Origin of the sequence: Streptomyces cylindrosporus (genome assembly GCF_022698165.1) — a bacterium.
GTDB classification, from domain to species: domain Bacteria; phylum Actinomycetota; class Actinomycetes; order Streptomycetales; family Streptomycetaceae; genus Streptomyces; species Streptomyces cylindrosporus.
Map to the genome: position 1 here is coordinate 286,451 of NZ_JALDAY010000013.1, position 26,144 is coordinate 312,594.

General features: G+C 70.2%; 26 protein-coding genes and 1 pseudogene. 19 read left to right on the forward strand and 8 right to left on the reverse strand.

Annotated elements, in window-relative coordinates; all coding sequences use genetic code 11:
• Positions 1 to 312: 312 nt before the first annotated feature.
• Positions 313 to 621 carry a hypothetical protein gene (locus MQP27_RS38285; protein ID WP_242774006.1) on the reverse strand — a complete coding sequence of 103 codons (309 nt, stop codon included), beginning with the start codon at positions 619 to 621 and terminating at the stop codon, positions 313 to 315.
• Positions 622 to 1,231: 610 nt separating this feature from the next.
• On the opposite strand from MQP27_RS38285, the gene MQP27_RS38290 reads away from it, so the two are divergent.
• The 12 genes and pseudogenes from MQP27_RS38290 to MQP27_RS51210 form a co-directional block, all read left to right on the forward strand.
• Positions 1,232 to 2,254: an LLM class flavin-dependent oxidoreductase gene (locus tag MQP27_RS38290; RefSeq protein WP_242774007.1), complete on the forward strand. Its 1,023-nt coding sequence runs from the start codon at positions 1,232 to 1,234 to the stop codon at positions 2,252 to 2,254.
• Positions 2,255 to 2,605: 351 nt separating this feature from the next.
• Positions 2,606 to 2,956: an NPCBM/NEW2 domain-containing protein gene (locus tag MQP27_RS38295; protein ID WP_242774008.1), complete on the forward strand. Its 351-nt coding sequence runs from the start codon at positions 2,606 to 2,608 to the stop codon at positions 2,954 to 2,956.
• A 436-nt stretch (positions 2,957 to 3,392) separates the two neighbouring features.
• Positions 3,393 to 3,698, forward strand: coding sequence for an MSMEG_0570 family nitrogen starvation response protein (locus tag MQP27_RS38300; protein WP_242774009.1), 306 nt, complete (start codon positions 3,393 to 3,395; stop codon positions 3,696 to 3,698).
• The gene (locus tag MQP27_RS38305; protein ID WP_242774010.1) at positions 3,695 to 5,050 is read left to right on the forward strand and encodes an MSMEG_0569 family flavin-dependent oxidoreductase; all 1,356 of its coding nucleotides are present in this window, start codon (positions 3,695 to 3,697) and stop codon (positions 5,048 to 5,050) included. Before MQP27_RS38300 ends, MQP27_RS38305 begins: the two co-directional genes overlap by 4 nt.
• 67 nt (positions 5,051 to 5,117) lie before the next feature.
• Complete coding sequence (locus MQP27_RS38310; protein WP_242774011.1) at positions 5,118 to 5,933, forward strand: amidohydrolase family protein; 816 nt, start codon at positions 5,118 to 5,120, stop codon at positions 5,931 to 5,933.
• A 58-nt stretch (positions 5,934 to 5,991) separates the two neighbouring features.
• Positions 5,992 to 6,522: an MSMEG_0572/Sll0783 family nitrogen starvation response protein gene (locus tag MQP27_RS38315; protein WP_059193510.1), complete on the forward strand. Its 531-nt coding sequence runs from the start codon at positions 5,992 to 5,994 to the stop codon at positions 6,520 to 6,522.
• A 10-nt stretch (positions 6,523 to 6,532) separates the two neighbouring features.
• Positions 6,533 to 7,624: an MSMEG_0568 family radical SAM protein gene (locus MQP27_RS38320; RefSeq protein WP_242774012.1), complete on the forward strand. Its 1,092-nt coding sequence runs from the start codon at positions 6,533 to 6,535 to the stop codon at positions 7,622 to 7,624.
• Positions 7,621 to 9,060, forward strand: a complete 1,440-nt coding sequence (locus MQP27_RS38325; RefSeq protein ID WP_242774014.1) for an MSMEG_0567/sll0787 family protein — start codon at positions 7,621 to 7,623, stop codon at positions 9,058 to 9,060. Before MQP27_RS38320 ends, MQP27_RS38325 begins: the two co-directional genes overlap by 4 nt.
• Positions 9,057 to 9,908 (forward strand): carbon-nitrogen hydrolase family protein, encoded by an 852-nt coding sequence (locus MQP27_RS38330; RefSeq protein ID WP_242774017.1) that lies wholly within the window; start codon positions 9,057 to 9,059, stop codon positions 9,906 to 9,908. The genes MQP27_RS38325 and MQP27_RS38330 overlap by 4 nt, the downstream gene beginning before the upstream one ends.
• On the forward strand, positions 9,905 to 10,741 hold the full coding sequence (locus tag MQP27_RS38335; protein ID WP_242774019.1) for a carbon-nitrogen hydrolase family protein: 837 nt from the start codon (positions 9,905 to 9,907) through the stop codon (positions 10,739 to 10,741). Before MQP27_RS38330 ends, MQP27_RS38335 begins: the two co-directional genes overlap by 4 nt.
• A complete protein-coding gene (locus MQP27_RS38340; protein ID WP_242774020.1) occupies positions 10,738 to 11,895 on the forward strand; it encodes an MSMEG_0565 family glycosyltransferase in 1,158 nt (385 codons plus the stop codon). The genes MQP27_RS38335 and MQP27_RS38340 overlap by 4 nt, the downstream gene beginning before the upstream one ends.
• A pseudogene (locus MQP27_RS51210) lies at positions 11,892 to 12,134 on the forward strand (SDR family oxidoreductase); the annotation flags it as partial. The gene MQP27_RS38340 and the pseudogene MQP27_RS51210, both read left to right, overlap by 4 nt.
• 93 nt (positions 12,135 to 12,227) lie before the next feature.
• Here MQP27_RS51210 and MQP27_RS38350 read toward each other — a convergent pair.
• The 3 genes from MQP27_RS38350 to MQP27_RS38360 form a co-directional block, all read right to left on the reverse strand.
• A complete protein-coding gene (locus MQP27_RS38350; RefSeq protein WP_242774021.1) occupies positions 12,228 to 12,662 on the reverse strand; it encodes an MEKHLA domain-containing protein in 435 nt (144 codons plus the stop codon).
• Positions 12,663 to 12,860: 198 nt separating this feature from the next.
• Entirely contained in the window at positions 12,861 to 13,547 is a 687-nt protein-coding gene (locus tag MQP27_RS38355; RefSeq protein WP_242774022.1) for a hypothetical protein, read from the reverse strand.
• A gap of 257 nt (positions 13,548 to 13,804) precedes the next feature.
• The gene (locus MQP27_RS38360; RefSeq protein ID WP_242774023.1) at positions 13,805 to 14,449 is read right to left on the reverse strand and encodes a hypothetical protein; all 645 of its coding nucleotides are present in this window, start codon (positions 14,447 to 14,449) and stop codon (positions 13,805 to 13,807) included.
• A 769-nt stretch (positions 14,450 to 15,218) separates the two neighbouring features.
• Between MQP27_RS38360 and MQP27_RS38365 the strand changes: the two genes are divergently transcribed.
• From MQP27_RS38365 to MQP27_RS38385, 5 genes are all read left to right on the forward strand, one after another.
• The gene (locus MQP27_RS38365; protein ID WP_242774024.1) at positions 15,219 to 15,368 is read left to right on the forward strand and encodes a short-chain dehydrogenase/reductase; all 150 of its coding nucleotides are present in this window, start codon (positions 15,219 to 15,221) and stop codon (positions 15,366 to 15,368) included.
• 29 nt (positions 15,369 to 15,397) lie between these two features.
• On the forward strand, positions 15,398 to 15,628 hold the full coding sequence (locus tag MQP27_RS38370; RefSeq protein WP_242774026.1) for a tautomerase family protein: 231 nt from the start codon (positions 15,398 to 15,400) through the stop codon (positions 15,626 to 15,628).
• Positions 15,629 to 15,919: 291 nt separating this feature from the next.
• A complete protein-coding gene (locus MQP27_RS38375; protein ID WP_242774028.1) occupies positions 15,920 to 16,228 on the forward strand; it encodes a hypothetical protein in 309 nt (102 codons plus the stop codon).
• A 435-nt stretch (positions 16,229 to 16,663) separates the two neighbouring features.
• A complete protein-coding gene (locus MQP27_RS38380) occupies positions 16,664 to 17,515 on the forward strand; it encodes an alpha/beta hydrolase (protein ID WP_242774029.1) in 852 nt (283 codons plus the stop codon).
• Between the two features lie 312 nt (positions 17,516 to 17,827).
• Positions 17,828 to 18,652 carry a carboxylesterase family protein gene (locus tag MQP27_RS38385; protein WP_242774030.1) on the forward strand — a complete coding sequence of 275 codons (825 nt, stop codon included), beginning with the start codon at positions 17,828 to 17,830 and terminating at the stop codon, positions 18,650 to 18,652.
• Positions 18,653 to 18,712: 60 nt separating this feature from the next.
• On the opposite strand, the gene MQP27_RS38390 is transcribed toward MQP27_RS38385, so the two are convergent.
• Positions 18,713 to 18,961: a hypothetical protein gene (locus MQP27_RS38390; protein WP_242774031.1), complete on the reverse strand. Its 249-nt coding sequence runs from the start codon at positions 18,959 to 18,961 to the stop codon at positions 18,713 to 18,715.
• Between the two features lie 112 nt (positions 18,962 to 19,073).
• Between MQP27_RS38390 and MQP27_RS38395 the strand changes: the two genes are divergently transcribed.
• Positions 19,074 to 21,902: an ATP-binding protein gene (locus tag MQP27_RS38395; RefSeq protein WP_242774032.1), complete on the forward strand. Its 2,829-nt coding sequence runs from the start codon at positions 19,074 to 19,076 to the stop codon at positions 21,900 to 21,902.
• 141 nt (positions 21,903 to 22,043) lie between these two features.
• On the opposite strand, the gene MQP27_RS38400 is transcribed toward MQP27_RS38395, so the two are convergent.
• Together MQP27_RS38400 and MQP27_RS38405 are read right to left on the reverse strand one after the other, a co-directional pair.
• Entirely contained in the window at positions 22,044 to 22,460 is a 417-nt protein-coding gene (locus MQP27_RS38400; protein ID WP_242774033.1) for an RNA polymerase sigma factor, read from the reverse strand.
• Positions 22,461 to 22,969: 509 nt separating this feature from the next.
• The gene (locus MQP27_RS38405) at positions 22,970 to 23,680 is read right to left on the reverse strand and encodes a TetR/AcrR family transcriptional regulator (protein ID WP_242774034.1); all 711 of its coding nucleotides are present in this window, start codon (positions 23,678 to 23,680) and stop codon (positions 22,970 to 22,972) included.
• Between the two features lie 464 nt (positions 23,681 to 24,144).
• On the opposite strand from MQP27_RS38405, the gene MQP27_RS38410 reads away from it, so the two are divergent.
• Complete coding sequence (locus MQP27_RS38410) at positions 24,145 to 25,185, forward strand: alpha/beta hydrolase (RefSeq protein WP_242774036.1); 1,041 nt, start codon at positions 24,145 to 24,147, stop codon at positions 25,183 to 25,185.
• A gap of 222 nt (positions 25,186 to 25,407) precedes the next feature.
• On the opposite strand, the gene MQP27_RS38415 is transcribed toward MQP27_RS38410, so the two are convergent.
• On the reverse strand, positions 25,408 to 26,055 hold the full coding sequence (locus tag MQP27_RS38415) for a serine/threonine-protein kinase (RefSeq protein ID WP_242774039.1): 648 nt from the start codon (positions 26,053 to 26,055) through the stop codon (positions 25,408 to 25,410).
• Positions 26,056 to 26,144 lie beyond the last annotated feature (89 nt).

Consider the following 26,144-nt stretch of genomic DNA (forward strand, 5'->3'; position numbering starts at 1 on the left):
GATGTCGGTTGTCTCGGCCGCAGATGGCCGGCGGGTCGGCCGCGACGAACGCGTGCGCCCGTGGCCTGCGTTGTGCCCCCGCCGCGGGTCTGCGGCTTCGGCCCGCTGGGTTCCCGCACCCTGCGAGGCCACCACCAGAATGGTCTTCGCGCAGGGCACGGGAGGAGTCGCAGCGGACGCCGGCGTGTCCGACCAGTTCTTTTCGGTGGGTGTCCCACCGGCGCCGGCCGGGGCCATCCCGGCCGGCGGTGTCATGGTCGGCGGGGTGGACGGGGTAGTGCGGGCCGGGCCGGGAGTCCGTGCTCGGCGTGGCTACGACGTCATGTGGGCTTTCGCGGCCAGTGCCCTCTGCAGCACTTTCTCTCGGTAGGGGTTGGCCGTGCTGAGGGCCTTGGCCACCTCCACGGCCTCGTCGAGCAGAGCAAGCCGGCGTTCAGGCAGCTCCCGTATCATGGGTGAGTTGCTCTCCTCCACGAGGACGTACGCCAGTTTCGATCCGTACACCTCCGGCTGGACCTGCGTCAGCAGACGGTAGATCCACAGCCCCTCGACGCCTCGCACCACCCGGCGGTTGGCGCTGAGCAGCCTGACCCTCGCCTGCACCACCATGTCCTGATCCATTGATCCCCTTCGTCCCCGCCCCTTTCCGGCCGGCGCATGTCACGCGGCGCGACAGCACGGCGCACACGTAGGCAGCCGGTGAGCGGTTGCCGACGCATGGGCCGGAGAGGGGATGACGACGAGTGTGCGGGTATGGCACCGCCCGCAACAAGGCCGTACAGGCGTGTGCTTGGTCCTACCGAAAGCTTCTGTGACCAGGCATGATGGACCTGACACTCACTCAAGCCCCGGCTCGCGGGCGAGCGTTGTGCCGGATCAGCGGATGCCGGACGTAGGGCGGAGGGGTGCCGGGTGCCGGTTCCGAACGGGTCGGCGACGCTCCCGACGGAACCGCCCAGTCACCCACAGACCTCGACCGTGCGCCCGCCGGACTCGGCCCCGCCCCGCAGCGATCCTCTCGTCCGGCTCGACCTCGGCGGGGCGCTCATGTCGCTCGCGGTGTCCGCTTCGACGACGCGCTCCAGCCGCCGGCCGCATGCGGACGCGAGCGGTCGACCGCGCCGGAGGAGAGGGGCGAGCCAGGACCTTCGGTGAAAGCGCCGGTAACAGCCACGTGAGTGCCGCAGATTCGGGTGGGGAATGAACTCCGACCTTGATTGTTGAAAGCGGTATGAAAAAGATCGGGTTCCTGTCCTTCGGCCACTGGACGCCATCGCCGCACTCTCAGACGCGCTCCGCCGCGGACGCCCTGCTCCAGGCGATCGACCTCGCGGTGGCCGCGGAGGAACTGGGCGCCGACGGCGCGTACTTCCGCGTCCATCACTTCGCGCGCCAGTACGCCTCGCCGTTCCCGCTGCTGGCCGCCATCGGCGCGCGCACCAGCCGGATCGAGATCGGCACCGGCGTGATCGACATGCGCTACGAGAACCCGCTCTACATGGCCGAGGACGCCGGCGCCGCGGACCTGATCTCCGGTGGCCGGCTGCAGCTCGGGATCAGCAGAGGATCCCCGGAGCAGGTCATCGACGGTTGGCGCCACTTCGGGCACCTGCCGGCCGAAGGAGCCACGGACGCCGACATGGCTCGCGCCCACACCGAGCGGCTCCTGGACGTACTGACGGGTCAGGGCTTCGCGCAGCCCAACCCCAACCCGATGTTCTCCAACCCGCCCGGACTGCTGCGCATCGAGCCGCACTCCGAAGGCCTCAGGGACCGTATCTGGTGGGGATCCAGCTCGAACGCCACCGCGGCGTGGGCGGCCAGGCTCGGGATGAACCTGCAGAGCTCGACCCTCAAGGACGACGAGAGCGGCGAACCTCTGCACGTCCAGCAGCGCAAGCAGATCGAGGCCTACCGCAAGGCCTGGCGGGAGGCCGGCCACACCCGTGAGCCGCGGGTCTCGGTCAGCCGCAGCATCTTCGCCCTGGTCGACGACCGCGACCGCGCCTACTTCGGCCGTGAGAGCAACTCGAAGGACCAGATCGGCTACATCGACGCCAACACCCGTGCGATCTTCGGCCGCTCCTACGCCGCCGAGCCCGACGTGCTGGTCAAGCAGCTCGCCGAGGACGAAGCGGTCGCGGCCGCCGACACACTGCTCCTCACCGTGCCCAACCAGCTCGGGGTCGCGTACAACGCCCATGTGATCGAGAGCATCCTGACGCACGTCGCTCCGGCACTGGGCTGGCGCTGAGCGCGGCGTGGGGGCATGCGCGGGCGGTTGCAAGCCGTGCACGCCCCCACTGGAGATCCCTCCGCCGGGCGGATCGGCGGCGGGGCTGCGTACATCTGCACCGAGCCGCCTGGACGCCGAACCACGTGAGGTCGGCGAAGTCTTGGGACTCGGGCGGCCAGCGGTGCACAAGGGGACGAAGTGGCGCTCCGCCTCGGGTGGCAGGTCGGTCAGCACGGCCTCCCGCCGGATCTCCGGCAGTTCACCATCCACCGGCTGGCAGCGGGCACCCTAGTACCGCCTCATCCAGCCCAGCGTGCAGAAGAGCTACACCCCTCCGCGAATGACCCAGTTGCCACGCGCAGGCGCCGATTGGCAGATCGATGCCGCTTCAAGACCCGCAACGGTGCCGGGGCGCCATCTGGAGGTGCGACGTTCGGGCTCGTCTTCCCCCGGGACGCAGCTGCCCGTCTCACCGCCGCGGTCGGTATCGACGACGAGGTCGCCCCCTACGGCTCGGTCTCCTTCGTTGTCGTCGCCGTCGTCGCTGACGGCCACAGTGTGACCACTGTCCCTGTCCTGACCGGCGATTCTCAGGCCGCGTCTTTGGGCCTCGAAGTGTGCGGCGTCCAGGACCTGCACCTCGTCGTCCAGGACAGTGCCGGCGGCAACGCCCGCGACGACGCCGGCCGGGCCGACGCCCGGCTCATCTGCGCGGGCTGACGTTCTCCTCCCTTTCTTCGCCATCTCAGGGAGGGGATTCCCGTCTGCCTCTCGGTGGCGGGCTTGGGGCTCCAGCCGGCGTTGCAGACGAATCCGCAGGCGGGGTTCGTGCAAGCGCCAGGCGGGATGTCGTGCGCGGAGGGTGGGTGAGTCCTGCGCGGCAGATCGGGTTCATTGCCTGCTTGCCCGGGTCGGGATGGACGTCGGGGGAGCGCTTCCAGTTCGGCGTGGATCTGAGGGCGGGGAACTTCTCGGACGGGCTATCCGCAATGTGCGGAGCGCGCTGATGGGCGCGGCATTTCCGTTCCGCCGGAGTGAGGTTCTGGCAACTCCCCTTTATTCCGGATGACTTCGTTCGGAAATCCCCGAGGGCTGGAGTTGGTCTCCACGGACAGCGGCGAGGTGTCAAGCCTCGGCGCCCGGCATGGAGGATGTCATGCCCGAGATGTATTTTCATGTGCGCTGGCCCGATGGCGCGACGCAGCGCTGCTATTCCCCCTCCACGGTAGTCGAGGACTATTTCGTTCCCGGCGGTCAATACGCAGTTGCGGATTTCGTGGAGCGCAGCCGCACGGCACTCGATATCGCCGGGGAGCGCGTGAGGGAGAAGTTCGGCTTCTTCTGTACCGGTGCCTCCGGCCAACTCGCGCAGATCGAGCGGGCCGCCGCCGCGTACGCCGCTGTCAGTGGCGCCGAGGTCACGGTCGAATCCCTGACCGGCGCCGACGGGAGCACGCGGTGAGCTCGGCTTCGGCGATACGGGCGCTCGGCGCCCTTCCCTCCGGCCTGACGGGCCGGGGAGGTGCCCCGATCCCGGTGGTCGTGGTCGGTGGCGGTCAGGCGGGGCTCTCCATGAGCTACTGCCTTGGCCGGCGTGGTGTCGAGCACGTCGTGGTCGAGGCGAACCGGGTCGGGCACGAGTGGCGTGAGCGGCGCTGGGACTCCTTCTGTCTGGTGACCCCCAACTGGCAGTGCAGGCTGCCCGGTTATCCGTATGAGGGCGACGATCCGGACGGGTTCATGGTCCGTGACGAGATCGTCCGGTACCTGGAGGACTATGTGTCGTTATTCCGGCCGCCGCTGGTGGAGGGTGTGACGGTCACCCGGCTGCGGCGCTCGCCCACCGGGGTGTTCGAACTCTCGACCACCGCCGGGGACGTCACCGCCGAGCAGGTGGTGGTCGCCACCGGCCCCTACCACACACCCTCCGTCCCGCCGATGGCCCAGCGCCTGCCCGACGACATCACACAGGTCCACTCCTCCCGCTACCGCAGCCCCGGCCAACTCCCCGGGGGCGCCGTCCTCGTGGTCGGCACCGGCCAGTCCGGCTGCCAGATCGCCGAGGACCTACACCTCGCCGGGCGCCAGGTGCACCTGGCCGTCGGCAGTGCCCCTCGTGTGGCCCGCTTCTACCGCGGCCGCGACTGCGTGGCCTGGCTCGACGACATGGGCCACTACGACAAGTCCATCGACGAGTTCGACGACGCCGACGCCGTGCGCATGCGGGTCAACCACTACGTCACCGGCCGCGACGGCGGCCGCGACATCGACCTGCGCGCCTTCGCCCGCGACGGCATGCGGCTGTACGGGCGGCTCACCGCGATCACCGGTACCGGCCTGGAGTTCGCCGACGACCTGAAGGTGAACCTCGACCACGCCGACGCCGTCGCCGAGGGCATCAAGGACGCCATCGACGCCCACATCACCGCGCACGGCATCGACGCCCCGACGGAGCCGCGGTACGTCCCGGTGTGGGAGCCGAACGAGCAGCCGCGCGCACTGGACCTGGAGACCGCCGGCATCACCTCGGTGATCTGGTCGACCGGCTTCCGGCGCGACCACCGGTGGATCGAGGCCCCCGTCTTCGACGGGCGCGGCTACCCGATGCACTGGCGTGGCGCCACCAGCACGTCCGGCCTGCACTTCCTCGGTCTGCCCTGGCAGTACTCGTGGGGCTCTGGCCGCTTCGAGGCGGTCGGCCGGGACGCCGAGTTCCTCGCGGACCACATCGATGCCTCGCGCCGCCTGGCCGACGTGTGCGGCACGCTCACCGGAGCCCCCAGCGAACTCGCCTCCGCCCTCCCGATCGGCTGAGGAACCACACCCTGCGGCTCACTAATCCCTGCGGCTAAACCACACCATGCGGCTGAGGAACCACACCATGGTCCACGACGCGCACCGCCACATCGGCGTCCTGCCCGCCTATCCCTTCTACGGCGGCCCATCCGTCAACCCGGACACCACCGCCCGCGCCACCGTCAAGCAGCTCATCGCCGACCTGGACACGGAGGGCACCGAACGGGCCCTGGTCATCCCCAACTACGGTGTCCCGGACCCCGCGATCGCCTTCTCCTTCAACGAGCTCGCGCTGGAAGCAGCGCAGAGCGATGACCGGATCCGCGCCGGACTGTGGGTGTCCCCGCGGCCGGAGGACGCCCAACGCACAGAAGCCGCCCTCCAGTTGGCGGGCGAGCCCGGAGTCAAGGCCCTCAAGCTGAGCTTCCTGCTGGGCGGCCGCCCCACCGACCCCGCCTGCCGCCCCCAACTCGACCGCATCTTCGCCGAAGCCGCCCGGCACGGCCTCGTCGTCCACGTCCACACCTCTCCCGGCGCCGCCTCCGACATCGACGAGGTCGGCCACCTCGTCGACTGGTACGCCGACCAAGTGCCCGTCCATCTCGTGCACTTCGGCGGCGGGATGAGCGGCCACATCAAGCTCGCCGGCTCCCGGTTCTTCGACTGGATCACCGCCGGCAAGCGCGTCTACACCGATCTTTCCTGGGCCATCGGCTTCACTCCCCGCTGGCTGGCCCAGGAGATCGAGCGCCGCGGCATCGGCCACGACCGGGTGCTGTTCGCCAGCGATCAGCCGTGGGGTGACTTCACCGGCGAGTACGCCCGCCTCGCCGAAGCCACCGGCGGCGGCGAACTCGGCGACCTGGTCTTCCGGGCCACGTTCGCCGCGCTCTACGACTGACCGACTCCCGCTGCCCGACCGACTCCCACTCCCTTCCCGTCCGCGCAAGGAGACAGCCATGTCCGAATCCGTCGTCACCGCCGAACTCTCCGACGTCGAGCAGAAGTCCCTCGACGAGATCCCGCACCCCTCGCTCCCCGAGGGCACCAGCATCTACGGCTCCACCAAGGTCTTCCCCGACTACCAGGCCGAGAACGGCGAGACCTACTTCACCCTCGTCCACGGCATCGCCCACGAGTCCTCGGTCTCCTTCGTCGCGGTCCTGCAGGCCACCCGCGCCCTGCGCAAGGGCTTCGAGACCGCGATCTACTTCTACGGCCCCGGCTCGCTCAACTGCCTGGCCACCCGCGGCTTCCCGACCACCGGCAACTCCGCCTTCCCTGGCGAGCACAACATCAACAACCAGCTCAAGACGTTCATCGCCGAGGGCGGCAAGGTCTACTGCTGCCGCTTCGGCCTGTCCCTGCACGGCGCCCGCGAGGAGGACCTCATCGAGGGCGTCATCCCCACCCACCCCCTCGACGTCCAGGACGCGCTGATCCACTACGCGCGCAAGGGCGCCATCATCAACTCCACCTACCAGCTGTAGGGAGCACGACGTGAGCGTTGGCACCGGGAACAGCGGTACGGCGGTGGACGTGCGGATCATGACCCGCGCCGAACTCGCCCTGCGCGGCGTCGCGTCGGACACGCCCGTGCGGCGGCCGGACGGCGCGGGCCCCAGCGACGACGGACACGTCCTCGTTGACGGTGCCAACGCCGCGCTCCCACGCAATCCCCACAGTCCCTACTCCGTGCGGGACGGCAAGGTGTGGCTCGGTGACGAGGACACCGGAATCTCCCTCACACCCGTGCGGCGACCGAGGTTCTACGACCTGGCCACGGCCGACGGTATCCGCTACGAGCAGATCGCCCGCCTGCACGGCTCGGATGTCCTGGCCACCACCGTCGTGCAGACCTGCATCCGCTACGCCGAGTCCGACCGCTGCCGCTTCTGCACGATCGAGGAGTCCCTGCGCTCCGGCGCCACCGTGGCCGCCAAGACCCCGGCGCAGCTCGCCGAGGTCGCCGAGGCCGCCGTACGGCTCGACGGCGTACGGCAGATGGTGATGACGACCGGCACCACCACCGGACCCGACCGCGGCGCCCGCACCCTCGTACGGTCGGTCCGGGCGGTGCTGGCGGCCGTGCCCGGTCTGCCGATCCAGGTCCAGTGCGAACCACCCGGCGACCTCGCCTGGATCCGCGCGCTGCACGACGCCGGCGCCACCGCCATCGGCATCCACGTCGAGTCCCTCGACGACGAGGTGCGCCGACGCTGGATGCCCGGCAAGTCGACGGTCCCGCTGGCCGACTACGAGGCCGCGTGGGACGAGGCGGTGCGCGTCTTCGGACCCAACCGCGTCTCCACCTACCTCCTCGTCGGACTCGGTGAAGATCCCGACGAACTCATCAAGGGCGCAGGCGAGTTGATCGACCGGGGGGTGTACCCCTTCATCGTCCCGTTCCGCCCGATGAGCGGCACCCTCGCCGCCCGCGACGGCATCGCGGCACCGGGCGCGCAACTCCTGACGTACGCCACCGAGGGCGTCGCCGCGAAGCTGCGCACCGCCGGGATGAGGGGCGCCGACCAGAAGGCCGGTTGTGCGGCCTGCGGAGCGTGCAGCGTGCTCCAGACAGCGGGCGGGTGAGCACCGTGAACCTCGACGGCTCCGTGACCGTGCCGACCGTGGATGCTCCACAAGACATCCTGGCCCTGCTGGGCGACCGCAACACGCTCGCCCGTCGGCCCGCCTTCCACATCGAGGAGGCGGAGAGCCCGGCGGACATGGCCGCCTACCGGGAGCTGCGCCGCGCCGCCTTCGTCCAGGAGCAGGAACTCTTCGCCCATCACGACCTGGACGACCACGACAGCGACCCCCGGACCGTCGTCCTGGTCGCGAAGGACCCCGAGGGCACCGTGGTCGGTGGGGTGCGCCTCGGCCCGGTCGACGACGGCCCCGACCTCGGCTGGTGGCAGGGCGGGCGCCTGGTCGTCGCCCGCAGGGCCCGCGGCCCGTACGGCATCGGCGCCGCGCTCGTCCGGGCCGCCTGCGCCCACGCCGAAGCGGAAGGCGTGCTGCGGTTCGACGCGACCGTCCAGGCCCGCAACGAGGTGCTGTTCCAGCGCCTAGGCTGGCAGCGGGTGCGGGACACGACGGTCGCGGGCGTGCCGCACGTCCTGATGCGCTGGCCGATCGGCCGCATCGCCGCCCTCGCGACGGCCACGAAAGCGCCCCTCGGAGCTCTCCTTGCCGCGCTGGCCCCGCCCCCGGGCTTCGTCGGTGACGACGGCGCGCCCGTTCCCGGCACGGACGTGATCGCGGCGTGCGACGCGATCGTGCCGTCCATGGTCGAACGGGACCCCGAGTGGGCGGGTTGGTGCGCGGTCCTCGTGAACGTCAACGACCTCGCGGCCATGGGCGCCGCACCGCTCGGGCTGCTCGACGCGGTGGGCGCCCGCGACGCCGCGCACGCCGCCCTGATCCTGGCCGGACTGACCCGCGCAGCACAGGCGTACGACATACCGGTGCTCGGCGGACACACCCAACTCGGCGTCCCGGCCGCCCTGTCGGTGACCGCGCTCGGCCGCACGGACCGGCCGGTGCCGGGCGGTGGCGGCCGTCCCGGACACGCCGTACGCCTCACCGCCGACCTCGGCGGGAGCTGGCGCCCGCGCTACCGGGGCCGCCAGTGGGACTCGACCAGCCACCGTCGTACCGACGAACTGCGCACGATGACCGGCGCGGTGGCCGCCGCGCGGCCCGCCGCCGCCAAGGACGTGTCGATGGCGGGCATCGCCGGCACCCTCGGCATGCTCGCCGAGGCGAGCGGCTGCCGTGCGGTGCTCGACGTGGCCGCCGTACCCCGGCCGGAGGCCGCGACCGTGGGGGACTGGTTCACCTGCTTCCCGGGCTTCGCGATGCTCACGGCCGACGAACCGGGCGCACCGCCCCTCCCCGCCGGACCCGCCACGGGTGCGGTGTGCGGGGAGCTCACCGACGGAGAAGGCGTCGGGCTGCGCTGGCCCGACGGAGAGATCACCGAAGCGGTCATGTCCACTGTGACCGGGATGGGGACAGCATGACCACCCTGCGCATGGCCGCCGTTGCCGCCGAGTTCGGCCGCGACCTGGAGGAGGACTTCCAGATCGCCGAACGGCTGATCAAGGAAGCCCGTGAGGAGGGCGTACGACTGCTGGCGCTGCCCGAGGCGTGCCTCGGCGGGTATCTGCTGAGCCTCGACGACTCCACCGAACTCGACGAGGGCCCGCCCGCGCTCGCCCTCGACGGCCCCGAGATCCGCCGACTGGCCTCCCTGGCCGGGGAGATGACGGTCGTCGCCGGATACTGCGAAGCCGCCGGAGACGCCCGCTACAACAGCGTTGTCTGCGTCACCGGCGACGGCGTCCTCGGCAACCACCGCAAGGTGCACCAGCCGCTGACCGAGGACGCCAGCTACTCCTCCGGTGACCGCTTCCACGCCTTCGAGACGCCGGTCGGCCGCATGGGCATGATGATCTGCTACGACAAGGCGTTCCCGGAGTCCGCCCGCGCGCTCGCGCTCGACGGCGCCGAGATCGGGGTCTGCGTCTCCGCGTGGCCGGGATCCCGGACGAACGCGGCCACCGACCTCGTCGACGACCGCTGGAAACGCCGCTTCGACCTCTTCGACCGGGCCCGCGCGCTGGAGAACCAGATCGTGTGGCTGTCGGCCAACCAGGCGGGCACGTTCGGGTCGCTACGCTTCGTCGGCAGCGCCAAGGTCGTCGACCCCGGCGGCGAGATCCTCGCCGACACGGGGGTCGCGGCCGGCGTCGCCGTCGCCGAACTGGACGTCGCACAGGCACTGGAGACCGCCCGGCGGTCGATGGGGCACCTGCGCGACCGGCGGCCCGAGACCTACGACATACCCACAGGAGCAGTCAGCGCATGAGCACGATCCGGATCGCGGCCGCGGCCGCCCACTTCGGCCGCGACCTGGAGTTCGATCTGGCCCGCATCGCCAAACTCATCGACGACGCGCGCGCCTCCGGCGCCGGTCTGCTGGTCCTGCCCGACGCCGCGCTCGGCGGCTATCTCGCCGACCTGCGCCACCCCGACCCGGACGCGCTGCCGCCGGCCTTGAAGCCGGACGACCCGCTGATCCTCCAAGTCGCCCGCCTGGCCGCCGAGATGGTGGTCTGTCTCGGCTACTGCGAGGACGGCGGCGACGAGCGCTACAACGCCGCGGTCTGCGTCAGCGGCGACGGTGTCCTCGGCCGCCACCGCAAGGTCCACCTGCCGGCCGGCGAGGTCGCCGCCTACGCGCCCGGTGACCGCTTCGACGCCTTCGACACCCCGGTGGGCCGCATCGGCATGCTCATCGACTACGACAAGACGTTCCCCGAGTCGGCCCGTTCTCTGGCGTTGGACGGCGCGGAGATCCTCGCCTGCCTCTCCGCCTGGCCCACGTCCCTCACCAACCGCGCCCCGCGCATGGCCCAGGACCGCCAGGCCAAACTCTTCGACCTGTACGACCAGGCCCGCGCCGCCGAGAACCAGGTCGTCCTCGCCTCCTCCAACCAGACCGGCGCCATGGGCGGCATGCGCTTCCTCGGCCAGTCCAAGGTTGTCGGCCCGGGCGGTGACATCCTCGCACGCACCTGGTCCAAGGCCGGCCTGGCGGTCGCCGGGATCGACGTCGCCGAGGAGATCGACCGCGCCCGCCGCATCCTGCGCCACCTCGATGAGCGCCGGCCTGACGCCTACCGGGAGGACCGCACGTGAGGATCGCTCTGCTGAGCTACTCCACCAGGCCGCGCGGCGGCGTCGTCCACACCCTCGCGCTCGCCGAGGCGCTCGCCGCGGCCGGGCAGGACGTCACGGTGTGGACGCTGGGCCGCGGCGGCGACGCGGGCTTCTTCCGGCCGGTCGACCCCGCCGTACGGCTGCGGATCGTGCCGTTCCCGGACGGCCCGCCCGAGGAGACCGTCGGCGAACGAATCCTGCGCTCCATCGCCGTCCTGGGCACGGCGTTCGAGCCCTTCGCGGCCGCATACGACATCGTCCACGCCCAGGACTGCATCAGCGCCAACGCGGTCGGCGGCCGCTGCATCCGCACGGTCCACCACCTCGACCACTTCACCACCCCCGAACTGGCCGCCTGCCACGAGCGGGCCATCGTCGAGCCGTACGCGCACATCTGCGTGTCGGCGGCCGTCGCCAGGGAACTGGCCGACGGCTGGGGCATCGAGGCGGCGGTCATTCCCAACGGAGTGGCCTACGGCCGTTTCGCCACCACCGATCCGGCCGCCCGCGCCAACTGGCGGGCCCGCCTGGGCCGTTACGTCCTGACGGTTGGCGGCATCGAACCCCGCAAGGGCTCGCTGGACCTGCTGGAGGCGTACGCCCTGCTGGCCTCCGCACACCCGGACGTACGGCTGGTGATCGCGGGCGGCGAGACCCTCTTCGACTACCGCGACTACCGGGCCCGATGGGAGGCACGCGCAGCTGAACTCCGCGTCGAACCCGTCGTGTTGGGCCAGGTCGCCGAGGACGAGCTGCCGCCCCTGGTGGCCGCCGCCTCCGCGTTCGCCTTCCCGTCCGTCAAGGAGGGCTTCGGACTCGCCGCGATGGAGGCACTCGCCGCGGGAGTTCCGCTGGTCGTACGCGATCTGCCCGTACTGCGCGAGGTGTTCGACAGCGCCGCCCGTTTCGCGACCAGCCACCAGGACCTCGCCGCCGAGCTCGGCGCCGCGCTCACGGACGACACCCCCGCGCGCCAAGCGAGGGGCCGCCGTCTCGCCGCACGCCACACCTGGGCCACCGCTGCGGAACGCCACCTGGCGTTCTACCGCTCTGGACTGAGCGGCGCCGAGGATCCCGGGCAGAACCTGACCGGGAGTTTGCGTACGCAGCCGTACCGTCACCTCGGCATCTGACCTCTGCACGAGGCAACCGCGCCAGCCTCGCCGCCCACGGCATCACCGTCAACGGCGTCGCGGCGGGCCGGGTCCGCGATGCCGGTTCCGAGGCCAACACGGACGACGCCTTCTTCGAGTACGTCGTACGGAGCGAGGACATCAAGCGCGTCCGGCTGCCCGCCGACATTTCGGGCGTCGCGGTGTTCCTCGCCTCGGACGCCGCCGGGTTCGCCACGGGGCAGCTGGTCGTCGCGGACGGCGGCAGCACACGCTGCCAGGATGAGGAACGGACCGGGTCAGCCGCCTGTCCGTGCCTGTGCCTCGTCCGTCCACGAACGGAACACGGCGGCCTAACCGTGGTGGGTGCCGTCGGCGTCTACCAGATTCCACACGGTGACGTCCTCGATCCAGAATCTCCGGCCGGACTTGGCGATCCTCAGCCCCCGGTAGCCGGACGCATAGCCGTGTTCCGTCACCGATCGCACGAACTTCTCCCTGTCGCCTTGCCCTTCCCCCGCCGCGGAGAGCCGGGACGGGAGTCGCACGAACTCCGCCCAGGAGTATTCGAAGCACTGTTGGGCGGTTCTGTTCGCGTAGATGAACATCGGGTCCGAGCCGGTGTCGTGCGCGAGCAGGCCGAAGGGTGCGTCCTTGTAAAGCCGGCGGGCCGTGTCACCGCCGGGTGCCGAGGGACACAGCGAGCTGCCGGTCAGGAGGTGGTGACGGGAGAGGAGGAGCTGGGCGAAGGCGTCGTCGCTGAAGAGCGTGGTCGTCGAGGCAGGCATCTCGTCCGTACGGGAAGGCCGGGAAGAGAGTGGATCATCGGCGCGAGGTCCTTGAGAACTTCCGGCTTGACTCCCGCGTCGGCGTGCCGCTGGGCGAAGCTGTGCCGGTACGCGTACGGGAAGATCTTTGCCGACTGCGGCCCTCTGCAGCGGCTCGGGCAGGAGCTGAGGAACCTTGGGGCCGTTGCCGCAGGTACGTCATGTCCGAACGTCGTCGGGCCTCTGCGTTGGCTTCGGCTTGTCGGTCGTCTTCGTGTCCAGCCGGTCTGCGGCACCCCGGTAGGCCGCCCATGCAAGGAACAGGATCTCGACGCCCGCGGCGATGCCCGCGGTCCGGAACTTCCCTGAACCTGTCGAAGGAGTGCCCAGCAGCACCGGGATCTCCCCCCGGGGATCTACCGTGACGGTGACGGTCTGGCCGGCCTTGAGGCCGTCCCCGGACACCGTGCCTGGCAACAGCTGTCCCGACGGATCGGCCAGCTGCGCGACGTGAGCTGGCGGATCGGCACCCCCGTCGACCCAGTACACGTCGGTCACCGTCGCCCGCTCCTCCCGGCCTCGGGCGTGCAGCGCCCGCTGGTCCAGGCCGGTGTAGGTCTGGTACGTCACGACCAGAGCAGCGATGGGCACCACGATCATCGCGAGGACGACCCAGCCCTTGGACCAGCCCTCGAACTCCTCCATGTGCGGCACCATCAGCAGGAGGAGAAGGAACGCCAGGACATAGAGCGCGGGATACACAAGCAGCTCCACCCAGACGCTCTGCGTGACGTGCAGCAGGATGCCACCGCCACCCTCAAGGCCCAGGGACACGACCGTGGAGCCCACCAGGAACAACGCGGCCAGGCCCAGCAGGCGCCCCCGCCTCAGTATTCGCCCGGCCACTGCACCCCCACCACCGAAATGTTCCGCGTCAACCCGCCACCGAGAAGCACAATCGACTCCCTTTCGCGCCCCTCGTTCAACGTCACTTGAACAGTGCGCCATCGACCCCGGTGGCATCAAGTGGATTCGACTCAGCGGCCCATGGTGAAGGCGCCCCGCACTGGTCAACCATCATCGTGAGTGGCTGTGACTGAGCGCGCCAGTTGGCCATTCGGAGCGTCCCAGTTGGCCGCTGAGGAAGTGCGCGAGGGGCCCGGTCAGCCGCCGTTGGGTACCAGGGTGGTGATCAACGCGGTAGCAAAAGGGGACAGAATGCCCAGGATCGCCATCGGGTTTCTCAAGAATCTGACGTCGACGTGGAGTTGCGCTTCCATCCGGGCCCTGGCTGCGAGCAAGTCCTCGCTGAGGAGCCCTGGACCGGATGTGGGCAGTGCCTGCTCAACGAGTGCGAACGCCCGAGTCCGCCAGGTAAGTACGAGGGGGAGCAGAATCGCCACCAGGACAGCGGCGAAGAAGGCGCCGTACCCCAGGACAAAGACCGGCGGAAAGTCGTCCGGCTCGATGGCGTCCGAACCGATGAGCGCCAGCCGCAAGGCACCGGTATTGAAGGTGGAAGTCGACACGATCAGAGACAGAGCGAGTCCGCTCCTTTCGATGACCCGCCACACGGCCACGACATCGGTGACGGCCATGGCCGGGAAATCGGCCGCGCCATCCTGAGACGTCTCCTGCTCCGCCAACTTCTGCGCCCTCTCCTGCGCCAGCCAGACGGAGAGCACCCACGGCGCCGCGGCTGCGGCGCCGGCCGCGGTGAGCACACTGATGAGCGCCGGAAAGTGCTGGATCGGCACTTCGAAGGAGTTACCCCAGGTGACCCCGCGGATCAGTGTGGTCGCAGCCAAGGCCGGACGCAGCGGCAGGTTCTCTCCTCGACGCCGTGGGCCATTGCGGCGAGGTGGGTGGCCAGCGCGGTGTCGCGTTCCTGGCCTCTGCGGCCGGCCGCTGGATCAACGGACAGGTCGTCCGCGCCAACGGCGGCATCCTGGCCACGGGGGCCTCCAGCGGCATCGGGGCACTGGCCGTGCGGGCTCTGGGCCTCGCCGGCACACCGTGTAGGCGGGCATCCGCCAGAGGGCGCCCCGAACGCGACCGCGGCGGCCGCCCTGACGCGCTACGGCGCCGACAGCCAGGTCGGCGTACAGGCCGTCGAGCCGGACGCCACCTCCCAGGACTCCGCCGACGCCGCAGTGGACCCCGGATCTTCGCCGGGCGCGGCCGACTGGACGGGGTCGTGCACCACGCCGGACACATGGTCCTGGGCGCAGGCGAGGCGCTCCCCACCAGGCAACGCGCGGACCTGTACGACGTGAACGTCCTGGGCACGCAGCGCGTCAGCCGCGCCGCCCTGCCGAAGTTTGCGTGAGCAGGCTCGGGCTGCTGGTGTGGATCGGCAGCTCCACCACCCGCGGCGGCTGCCCCGGTTCCTGGCCCCGTACTTGGCAGCCGAGGCTGCGATGGATGCGCCGGCCGTCAGCGACGCCGCCGAGGTGCTCCCGCTCGGCATCGACACCGCGACCGTGGCGCCGGTGCGTTCACCACCGTCTGGCCGCGCACAACCATCCAGACGCCGATGTGACAGAGGTCGCTGAAGCCGTCGTGCGCTTGGCCGCGATGCCGAACCGCACCCGGCCACTGTGCACCCACGTAGACCTCAGCCGAGACGGCGGCGACGTAGTCCCCGCGGTCGCCGACCGCGTCCGCGCCGACTTCTTCCGCCGCATCGGACTGGACAACCTGCTCACAGCAGGCAGCTCCCTGTAACGCCCCATTGAGAGAAGGAACAACCAGCCATGCCTTTCGCGAACTTCAAGGTCCCCGAGAAGACCCTCACCCCCAAGCAGAAGCAGGAGATCGTCACCCGCACCACCGAGCTGTACGTCGAGATCTACGGCGAGCGCGCCCGCGCCAACACCATGGTGCTGGTCGAAGAGGTCGCCGACGGCGGCTGGGGCATCTCCGGCAACGTGCTGACTCTAGCCATGCTCGGTGAGGCGACAACGACCGACACCAGCGACGCCTGACCGCACCCACCGGCCGTCATTCGGCCAAGACAGCACCTTGAACCGAGGGCCGCCGCCGATCGCGCCCGGCGGCCCTCGGCCGGGCCCCGCCGTGCGACGCGACCCACTTGGCCCCGCGGTCAGCAGACTGCCTCGACTACCTGCTTGGCCTTGGTCGTCGTACGTCGCCCGCGTTTGTTCGTCCGGCCAGTCAGCATCGAGTAACTGATCGTTTCAGAATGGCGTTTGGCCGGGTGGTTGTGCGCCGCGAGGATGGGTTCTCGACTGAGCGGTCGAGGCCGGGGGCAGGCCATGATGCAGTGGCAGCTTCTGCAGCGGGACATCCTGCTCGGTGAGCTGAGTGAGTACGACTGTGATCAGCCGTTCTTCTTGGCGCGCTTCTTGCCGGGGCCGGGATGGGAGAGCGTAAGGCCCTTGTTCGAGGCTTTGGCGGCTCTCAGGGGTCCGGATCCGGATGGGACCCGGACTGTTGCAGTGGTGAAGCCATTGCGCGACTTGGACCTCACGCTGGTTCCGGTCGGTGGCGGGCACTCCGTGCTGCAGGTGTTCAAGGACTGCTGGCTGCGCATCGACGGGTCCGAGGCCCGCCTTCGTTACTGACCGAGGGCTGTCAGTACGCATCCTGCGGGCCGGCCTTGCACGATCGCCAGGAGCTCATCGGCGGTTCAAGGCGAAGAGCTCCAAGTCGAGAACTGAAGGCGACTGCCGGGCCATCGGCCCCGGAATCTAGACCATATGACGGATGCCATCCCAAAAGCGCTCTTCATAAGGTCCATGGCATGTAGCACCCGACAAAGTCGGCTGTGCGCGGCTGAGCGCCCGCCCGACCGAGCCCGAACTCCTGACAGCCACCCGTTCAGGTGGTGCCCGCCGCCCTCGGTCACGCTGGGGACGACAGGCGCCGAGCATCCCGAAGGTCCTCCGGTCCGCACCGACGGGCCGGAAGATCCACCAGACCGCGGCCCTTCGTGTAGTAGCTCAGCGGCGAGCCCTCTGTCAGACCCCTTCCCCCAACCCCAATGTGTGAGGAGTCCCATGAGCACCGAGGTTTCCCGCCGCAAGGTATTGGCCGCCGGAGCGGCGCTGGCCGGGTCGGCGGCGCTGACAGTCGGCGCAGAAGGAACGGCCGTCGCGGCGACGGCGCCGAGCGGCACCGGTGAGGAGAGGCCGAAGGCGAAGCCCACGATCGTGCTGGTGCACGGCGGCTACGCCGATTCGTCCTGCTGGAACGCCACCATCCGGAAGCTGCAGGCCAAGGGCTACACCACGGTCTGCGGGTCGAACCCGCTGAGAGGCATTCCGACCGACGCCCCGTACATCGCGAGCCTGCTGGACTCCATCAGCGGACCGGTCGTGCTGGTCGCGCACTCCATGGGCGGAACCGTCATCACGAACGCCGCCGACGGAAAGGCCAACGTCACGGCACTCGTCTACATCGCGGCGTTCGTGCCCGACGTGGGCGAGACCCAGGGGGACCTCATCGGCAAGTTCCCCGGCAGCGAGGTCCTGCCGGTGAGCGTGCCGGTGCCGTACACGAAGGCCGACGGCACCACCGGAACCGACCTGTACCTGAGCAAGGACGGCCAGGCGGCTTTCGCCGCCGACATCTCCGCCGCCGACTTCCGGGTGCTGCAGGCTACGCAGCGGCCGTTCGACGCCGATTCCTTCACCTACCCGACCACGGCCGCGGCCTGGAAGACCATCCCGGCCTGGGGACTGGTCGCCGGCCAGGACAAGGCGATCCCGCCGGCCTGCGAGCGCTGGATGTACAGTCGTGCGAACGCCCGCAAGGTCGTCGAAGTGCCCAGCTCCTCGCACGTCGTGATGCTCAGTCACCCCAGGATCGTCGCCGATCTCATCGAGGACGCCGTCCAGGCGACCTGCTGACGCTCGCAACAAGCACCCCGGTCCACCACCACGGCCGGGGCGCTCTCCTCACCAAGCCGAACTCACCGATGTGACGAGAGCACAACGCGCATTGACGTTCACGCGGGCGTACACCCCTCGACTGCCTCGACCTGACGGCACGCTTCGGATCGACCCCAACGTGCATCGGCCGTGGGACGTACGTCGATTCAGAGCTCGGGGACATCGAGGCCCGGCTCGGGATGACGGATGCGGCCGGGATCGACTTCGGTCGCGATCCTGATGAAGTGCCGGTCGGCCATTGCCTCCAGGCGGCGACGGGCGGTGCCGCAGATGGCGGGGCTGGTCTCCCGCGTGCTGGTGCAGAGCGGCCCGTGGGGCCTTGAACCGCAGGACCCGGACAACGCGGCCGAGCACGCGAACGCATACCTGCGGCTGCTCGCCGTGCCGGACGGGGCGGACGTGGGGGAGGCGCTGCGTGCGGTGCCCGTGGAGCGGCTGCTGTCCGCCTACGGCGAGCTCGCGGTCCAGCTCGCCCGCCCGGGAAACGTGGCGCCACGGATGTATCCGGTGCTCGGTGGTGCCGGTGTCCCGCGCGGTGCGGCGAGCGCTCGCGGACGCCGCCCTGGAAGGCAAGCCGCTGCCGATCGGCACCACCCGGACGAGATGACCGCCTTCCTCGGCTTCGACCCACGCATCCAGTCCCTCACCCCCGAAGGCGCGCGGCACATCCTGAGCGTGCAGCGCGGTGCCCAGGGGCCCGAGGTCTACCAGCGATACGCCGATCAGCTCCCGCATGCCACGCCGACGCAGATCCTCACCGTGGTGGAGACCGGCGCGTTCTTCCGTGTCGGCGCGCCGGTGATTGCCGACCACCACGCGGCCGGCGGCAACGCGACCTACGTCTACCAGTGGGACTACAGTGCGGCGGGGGAGAAGCACACCCTGGGCGCCGCGCACTGCGGCGAACTTCCCTTCCTCTTCGGCACCTTCGACACCTATCCGGACGGCCCGATGCTGGGCTCCTTCGGGGACGCCGAGCGCACCCTGGGTCACACCTTTGCCACGGCGGTCGCCGAGTTCGTCACGACCGGCTCGGTGAGCGACTGGCTGCCGTATGCATCCGGTACGGCCGCGCGTATTCGGCGCTTCGGCTGAGACCCGGGAGCCTCGCCGAGGTGTCCGGGGGAGGGGGTGCCGTCTCGGTGCTGCCGGCCGTCACGTTCCCGGGAGAGAACTGCGCGCCGGCGCGAAAGGCATGATCTTGCCCCCGCGGGAACAGACCGTCCGCGGCCCGGTGGCCGTGGCCGGCCCGGCTGAGGACGTCTGGTCGCGGGTGAGGTCGTGGTCGTGGGCGGCGAGACGGTCCGCGTCGACCGTACGGCCGTCCAGCGTGCAGCCAAGGAAGCGGTGGCCCGCCTGCTCTGATCCGCTGACATCACGCTGGGTGCGACCGAGCACGGTCACGCCCTCTCCGGCCGGTCCGCCCCTGTGACGCAGAACACGCGGGGAGCGTCGAACTCGTCGGCAACCCTTCCCATCCTGTCGTTGATCGTGCCCGACCACCCTGGGAGGCCCCATGTCATCCCCGATGCCGCCTGTCCTGAACGGTGCGCAGAAGCAAGCCGGCGATTCCGACGGGAAGTCCGCCGCTCGTCTCATCGGACGAGCGGCGGAGCTGGCGATCATCGACGGCCTCTTCGGCTCGGCGGCGGCGCGCGGATCCGCGCTGCTGCTGACCGGAGAGGCCGGGGTGGGCAAGAGCGCGCTGCTGGACGCCGCGGCGGTGCGGGCGTCCGAGTCCGGCTCCCGGGTGCTGCGTGTCGTCGGCTCCCAGTTCGGGGAAGGCGTCGGCTTCTCGGCGTTGAACCAGCTGCTGCAGCCGCTGGCCGATGAGATCCCCGCGCTGCCGCCCCGGCAGACGGAAACGCTCCAGGCGGTCCGAGGACTGTCCAAAGCGCAGCCGGCCGCGCTGCCCGTTATCGCGAACGCCGTGCAGGCGCTGCTGACCGGCGCCGTCACCACGAGCCGTCCGCTCGCCCTCCTCATCGACGACGTGGCGTGGCTGGACCGCCCCAGCGCCTCGGTACTCGCAACCGTCGCTCGCTGTGCGCCCACCGGTCCCTTCGCCCTGCTGGCCGCATCCCGGTCCGGCGACGAGTCTTTCCTGAGCGGCACCGGCATCGCACAGCACGAGGTGCAGCCCCTGGACGACGCATCGGCTCACGAACTGGTGAGCGAGCGATTCCCGGCCATGGCAGTCCGGGTGCGCCGGCGTCTTGTCGCGGAGGCCCGCGGCAACCCGCTGGCGCTGCTGGAACTGCCCGTCCCGCTCAATGAGGCCCAGCAGACGGACCGAGGAGCGCTGCCGGCCGTGCTGCCGTTGACCGAGCGGCTCAAGAGGATCTTCTCCTCCCGCGTCGAGGCGCTCCCCGAGACCACACGGAAGCTGCTCCTGCTCGCGGCCCTGGACGGCTCGGGCGATCTGCACACCCTTCAACGGGCCATGGGCGGCCCCGACGTCCTGATCGCGCTGTGTCCCGCCGAGCGGGGCGGCCTCGTCCAGGTCGACAGCCTCACCGGGCGGCTGGTCTTCCGGCACCCCCTGACCCGCTCCGCGGTGATGGAGTTGTCGACCGGCGCCGAGCGCCGGTGGGGACATCTGGCGCTCGCGGCGAACCTCCCGGAACGGTCCGAGCGCCGGGCCCGGCACCTCGCCGGCGCGGCCATAGGCCCCGACGACGAAGTGGCCGGCCTGCTGCACCGGGCCGCCTACGGCACCCTGCACCGCGGCGACGCCGTCGGAGCCATCAGCACCCTGCTGCGCGCCGCCGAACTGAGCAGCACCGGGGCGGCCAAGGGGCGCCTACTGGCCGAGGCGGCCTGCCTGGGCGCCAACATCACCGGCGATCTGCGCAACGTACGGACACTGCTGGCCAATGCCGACCAGGCCGATCCGGCCGGCACCGACTCCCTTGCGTCCGCCACCGCGGCGGCCAGCCAACTCCTCAACGGCGAAGGAGACGTGGACACGGCTCACCGGCTGCTCGTCGGCGCCATCGACACCCATGCCCGGCCCGGGGAGACGGACGACAACATCCTCCGCGAGGCGTTCAACACCCTCCTCATGGTGTGCTTCTACAGCGGACGGCCGGAACTGTGGCGCCCCTTCGACAGCATCGTGCGGCACCACCGGCCGCACCGGACGAAGCGCCTGCTGCCGGTCATCCTGGGCGCCTTCGGTGACCCGGCGTACGCCGCACTTTCCGTGCTCGACCGGCTCGACGAACTCGTCCGCGACCTGCACCAGGAGTCCGACCCCGTACGCATCGTCGGGACCGCGATCGCGGCCGCCTACGTGGATCGCCTGCCGGGCTGCCGCAGCGCGTTGCGGCGCGTCATCGACGACGGCCGGGGCGGAGGGGCCGTCGCCCTGGCGATCCAGGCGCAGTTCCTGTTGGCCAACGACGCCTACGCCGGCGGACAGTGGGACGATCTCGTGGCGATCATCGAGGAGGGTCTCGGCTGGTGCGCGACGTACGACTACCACCTGCCGGCGTCGTCGGGCCGCTTCCTCCGGGGAATGCTCGCCGCGGCCAAGGGGGACCACGGCACCGCACGCGAGGTCGCGGACCGCCTCGTCTCCTGGGGAAACCCCCGCGGTCTCGGAGCGCTCAGGGTCTACGCCTCCCACATCCGGGCCCTGTCGGCGCTCGGCAGCGCGGACTTCGACGCCGCCTACCGCCTGCTGAGGGCGCTGGGCATCCCCGGCGAGGTGCCGGCGTACTCACCCCATGCTCTCTGGCTCCTGCTGGACTTCACCGAAGCGGCAGCGCGCACCGACCACCACGGTGAAGCGGCCGCGCACGTCGAGGCGGTCCGCAAGACCGACATCCCGTCGATCTCGCCGCGGCTGGCCATGCTGACGGATGCGGCCGAGGCCATGGCCGTCCCGGACTTCATCGACCATGATCTGTTCGAGGCGGCCATCGCCACGCCCGGCGCCGAACGCTGGCCGTTCGACTGGGCCCGGATCTGTCTGGCCTACGGCGAGAGGCTGCGCCGGGCCAAGGGGGGCGCGGCGGCCCGGGTCCATCTGGACGCCGCGCTCAGCACGTTCGAACGGCTGGGAGCCGCTCCCTGGAGTGCCCGCGCGGCCAACGAGCTTCGGGCGAGCGGGATCCCGATCAGGACCGCCGTATGCGGTCGGGACGGGCACCCGTCGCTGACCCCGCAGGAACGACAGGCGGCGCACCTGGCGGCCACGGGGCTGACCAACAAGCAGATCGCCGCCCAGCTCTTCCTGTCTCCGCGTACGGTGGCCACCCATCTGCGCAGTGTCTTCCGGAAGTTGAACGTCACCTCGCGGGCCGGCCTGCGCGATGCGCTGACCGGCCCCACACCGTGAGGTGAGTCGGAGCGGCGCGAGTTGAGTGCGGCGGCCCGGTGCACCTCGCGTGCCGACAGACGCCTGCCGCGATACTCGCGATACTCAGGAACCGCGCCAGGGGCTCTACGACCGCCCGGTGCGTCCGCTCCAGCAGCGAGGTCAGTGTCCTGGTGCGCAGGTGAGACCGCAGGCGCGGCCGCTACCTCCCCCGGGGACAGCGTCGGGGCCGTGCTGTTCCTCGCCTCCGCCCGCGCGTCGTTCATCACTGGTCATTTCCTCCCACGCCCACAGCCGCACCACCTCGCGATCCAACTCCGAGAGAGCGCCGAGTGCGGCGTGCAGTTCGCTGTGGTCGGCGGCCAAGGCGCCGGACTCCCGCTGAGCCCCGATCAGCCGCTCCACCAGGGGAAGCCTGCGTCCGTCCGACCGGCGGGCATCGGCCAGGCAGTGTCCGGTTCCCAGCCCGGGCACGTCCTCGACGCGACGCCAGAGCACCAGCATTGTCTCCGACAGGATGTCCTCGACCGTGTCGGGAGTCGTGCGCCGCAGCAGATACCGGTGCAGGGGTTCCGTCACGACGTGCGCACGATTTTCGAAGCGCGCCCGCCTCTGTTCGGCGGCGGGCCTCCTGTTCTGTCATGGATTCCACGCCCCGTCCGTGTCCGGCACCGGGCGGTTCCTTTCACGAGCACGACGGCGAGAGGGCTGGGACCGCTGTGTGGTGTGCTCTGGTTCTCCTCGTCGGCGGTGAACTCGGCCTGCGCCAGGACCGTCTGTGTCTGCGCACACGCTTTTGTCTGGCAGGCGTGCAGAGTGTCGGGTTCCACTTCCTGCGGGCCGGCGACATCGCTGCGCTCGATCATCGGGATCAGACTGCGGGTGGACTCGACGACGAGCGTCGCACAACCCCGCTGCCCCCAGCGGCCGGGCCGGTTGTGCGCCCATGTCCGGGTCGTGGCCGGCCTCCCGCAGCCCCGTGCAGATCCACTCTGGGCACATCGTCACCAGCGGGAATCGGAAAGGCCCGCAGCCGTGACGTGTTGAAGTCCTGGAACGTCTTGAGGTCACCAGGGCGAAGAGGTCCGTCAGCCGTGGGGTGGGGCCGGGACGTCCGTGCTCGGCGACGGCGGGCCCATCCAGTTCGCCCCCGGCACGTCGAGCCGCTTGCCGTAGTCCCTGCCGGGCAGCGGCTCCGTGCGCTCGGGACCGGCTCGCAACCCGTCCAGCAACAGCCTCAGATAACGCCGCCAGAGGTCCGGCTGCCCACTCCGCTCGGTCACCGCGGCCAGCATCTGCTGGATCACCGCCAGGTCCCAGGGCTCCACGTCCGCGCGCAGAACACCCTGCTCTTTGGCTCGCTCGACCACGAGATCGACGTTTCGCCTGATCTGTTCCCGGTGCCGCAGCCCCGCCGGCACCGCACGGTCGCTGTGGAGCACGACCTCGCGCAGGCCACGGTCGAGCGCCTGTAGTTCGGCCACGTGTTCCAGACTGGCCGTCAGCCCGCGCCAGGCGTCGCTGTCCTCCACCCCCTCTCGGGTGGCTTCCTCGACGCGCGCGAACATGTCGTCGACCAGCTCGTCGATCAGGGCCTGCTTGTTCGGGAAGTGGCGATAGGCCGTCCCCACGCCGAGCCCGGCATGGCGGGCGACGTCGTCCAGGGTCGCCTTCAGGCCGTGGTCTCGGAACACCTCTCGGGCGGCGGCGAGGAGCTTGGTGCGGTTCACCTCGCGGTCGCGCCGCGGCCTGCGCGCACGCGCCTCGCCGGCCTCGCCGAATGCGGAGGGTGCCGCCATGCAGAGGTCTCACTTTCGGGGGGTGCGCGATGGTCCTGGCACATCGTACGACCGCGTCACCCACAGGCCCGGGAAGCATCGGCTGACCGCCGCCTCCACGCCACCTTTAAGCGGAGACGCAATCTCCGTTTCGTGTTAGGGTGGCCGAGCACGTATCCGGAGATTGAATCTCCGGATACGTCGCCAGTTCGGCACCATCGAGAGAAGGCGCGATGCAGGGACACGACGCAGTTGCAGGCGATGGCGAGGAAAAGGAGTGGCGACGGCCTCGACGGCCGGCGCGGATCACTGCCCTGGCGGCGATCACTCTGGTGGCCGGTCTCGGTCTGACCGGCTGCGGGACGGACGACTCTTCCGCGGGATCGTCCGCCGAGTCGGCATCGGCTTCGGCATGTCCAACGTCCATCCCGGGAGGCACCGCAGGAACAGCAGGAAGCGGCGCCTCGGCGGACACCCCCAGCGGCATGCCGTCCGGAGGCCCGGACGGTGCGGGCCTGAAGATCGTCGAGGCGAAGACGATCAAAAAGACCGACAACAGCACAAGCACGGTGATCGACCCCAACGGTCCGTCGATCACCTGTGATACATCGGCGGTGACGACGACAGACGACATCACCTACTCCTCGCGGACCACCCACGGCGCGAAGACCGACCTGAAGCTCGACATCCAGGTGCCCAGGTCCTCAGGCAGAAAGCCGCTGGTGGTCTTCATAACCGGCGGCGAATGGGTCATGGCGGAACGGACCGGCAACCTCGACCAGCGCACCTATATCGCCGACCAGGGCTACGCGGTCGCCAGTGTCCAGTACCGCACCACGACCAGCGGTGCCACCTACAAGGACGCCCTCGCCGACGTCAAGTCCGCCATCCGCTACCTGCGCGCCAACGCCGACACCTACGGGATCGACACGGACCACGTCTTCGTATGGGGCCAGTCGGCGGGCGGATATCTGGCGGCCATGACCGGTGTCACCAACGGCGACAAGGCGTACGACGTCGGCGACCACCTCGACCAGAGCAGTGAGGTCCAGGGTGTGGTGGACGAGTTCGGCCCCGCCAACCTGTCGAAGATCGCCTCCGACTACGACCAGGCCGCCCAAGACAGCAACTACGCCGCCGGGAACTCGGCCGCGCAATGGGTGTACGGCCCCGGAACCAACAAGTCCGTCAAGGAGTACACCAGCGAGGTGGCCGCCGCCGACCCGGCCACCCACATCTCCTCCTCGACGCCACCCTTCCTTCTCCTGCACGGCAGCGCCGACCGGCTGGTCTCTCCCAGCCAGACGCTGAACCTGTTCACCGCCCTCAAGGACAAGGGCGTCGACGCCAAGCGTGTGGTGCTCACCGGCGCCGGCCACGGCGACCTGAGCATCTCGGCTGGCTCCGGCGCCTCGCCGAGCACTTCCTCAGCTTCCGACGCCTCGTCCGACGGCGGCGCGAAGCCCTGGTCCACCAAGGAGACGATGGGCTACATCACGGACTTCCTGGCAGGCCACATCGATTAGTGCCGATACCGTGAGTCTGTTGGCGGTGCTGGTGAGTTCACATCACGATGAGGGGCTGAACGGCGGGGGCGGGAACGGTGCGAGTCCAACTGGTTCAAGGACGGGGACCCGAGCCCCAGGGGGACCGGACTTCAGAATGGGATCGCGCCCTTGGCTTACCTGCTTTCTGCGGGGGGTTCCCAGGCGGGACGCCGAAGGTGCACATGCAGCCGCAGCCGAGCCTCACGGTGAGCGGAGCCGCTGTGCCAATTCGGCGGCCGTAGGACGGCGGTCCGACGGCGCCGTCAGTACCTCGGCGAGCACCTGCTGGACGTCAGGCCATGAGTACGGGCGGCGCAGCGGGATCTGGCGGGTGCCGATGATCTGTCTGAGCAAGGGTGCCGTCACCTTGCCCGGGTCGAGGCCGATGTGGGCGTAGTCCCGTGGCCAGTCCCCTGTTGCCGCCCACCAGAGGCTCGCGGCCAGGGTGTATACCTCGGCCGGCATGGACGGTGCGACCGGGCGTGCGCCTTCGTGGATGGATTGCGCGAGTTCGGGTGCCAGCAGGTGCGGTAGCCCGCCCCGGAAGAGGAGGGAGGGTTCGAGCTGGTCCGGGTGCCAGGACCATGAGCAGTCGACGAACCGGATCCCGTCGGTGGTGTGGATCGCATGGCTCGGCTGGAGGTCGCCGTGCACCCAGCCTTCTCGGTGGAGGGCGGCCACGGCTTCACACAGGTCGATCATGTGGTGTCGGGCGGCGGGCGACTGGCTAGTCCCTGCGCGCACGTCGTGCAGGACGTCGCAGGTGGAGGGGCCGTCGTACCAAGGGGTGAGCATCCAGGCCAGGGCGTCGCCCCGGCCATGTGCCAAGACGGTGCCGGGGGCACTCATGCAGGTGACGGCGGTCGTCTCGCGGGCTGTGATAGCGGATCCCTCGGGGCCTGTGCCCGTCTTGATGGCAAGGGTCTGGTGTGGGCCGT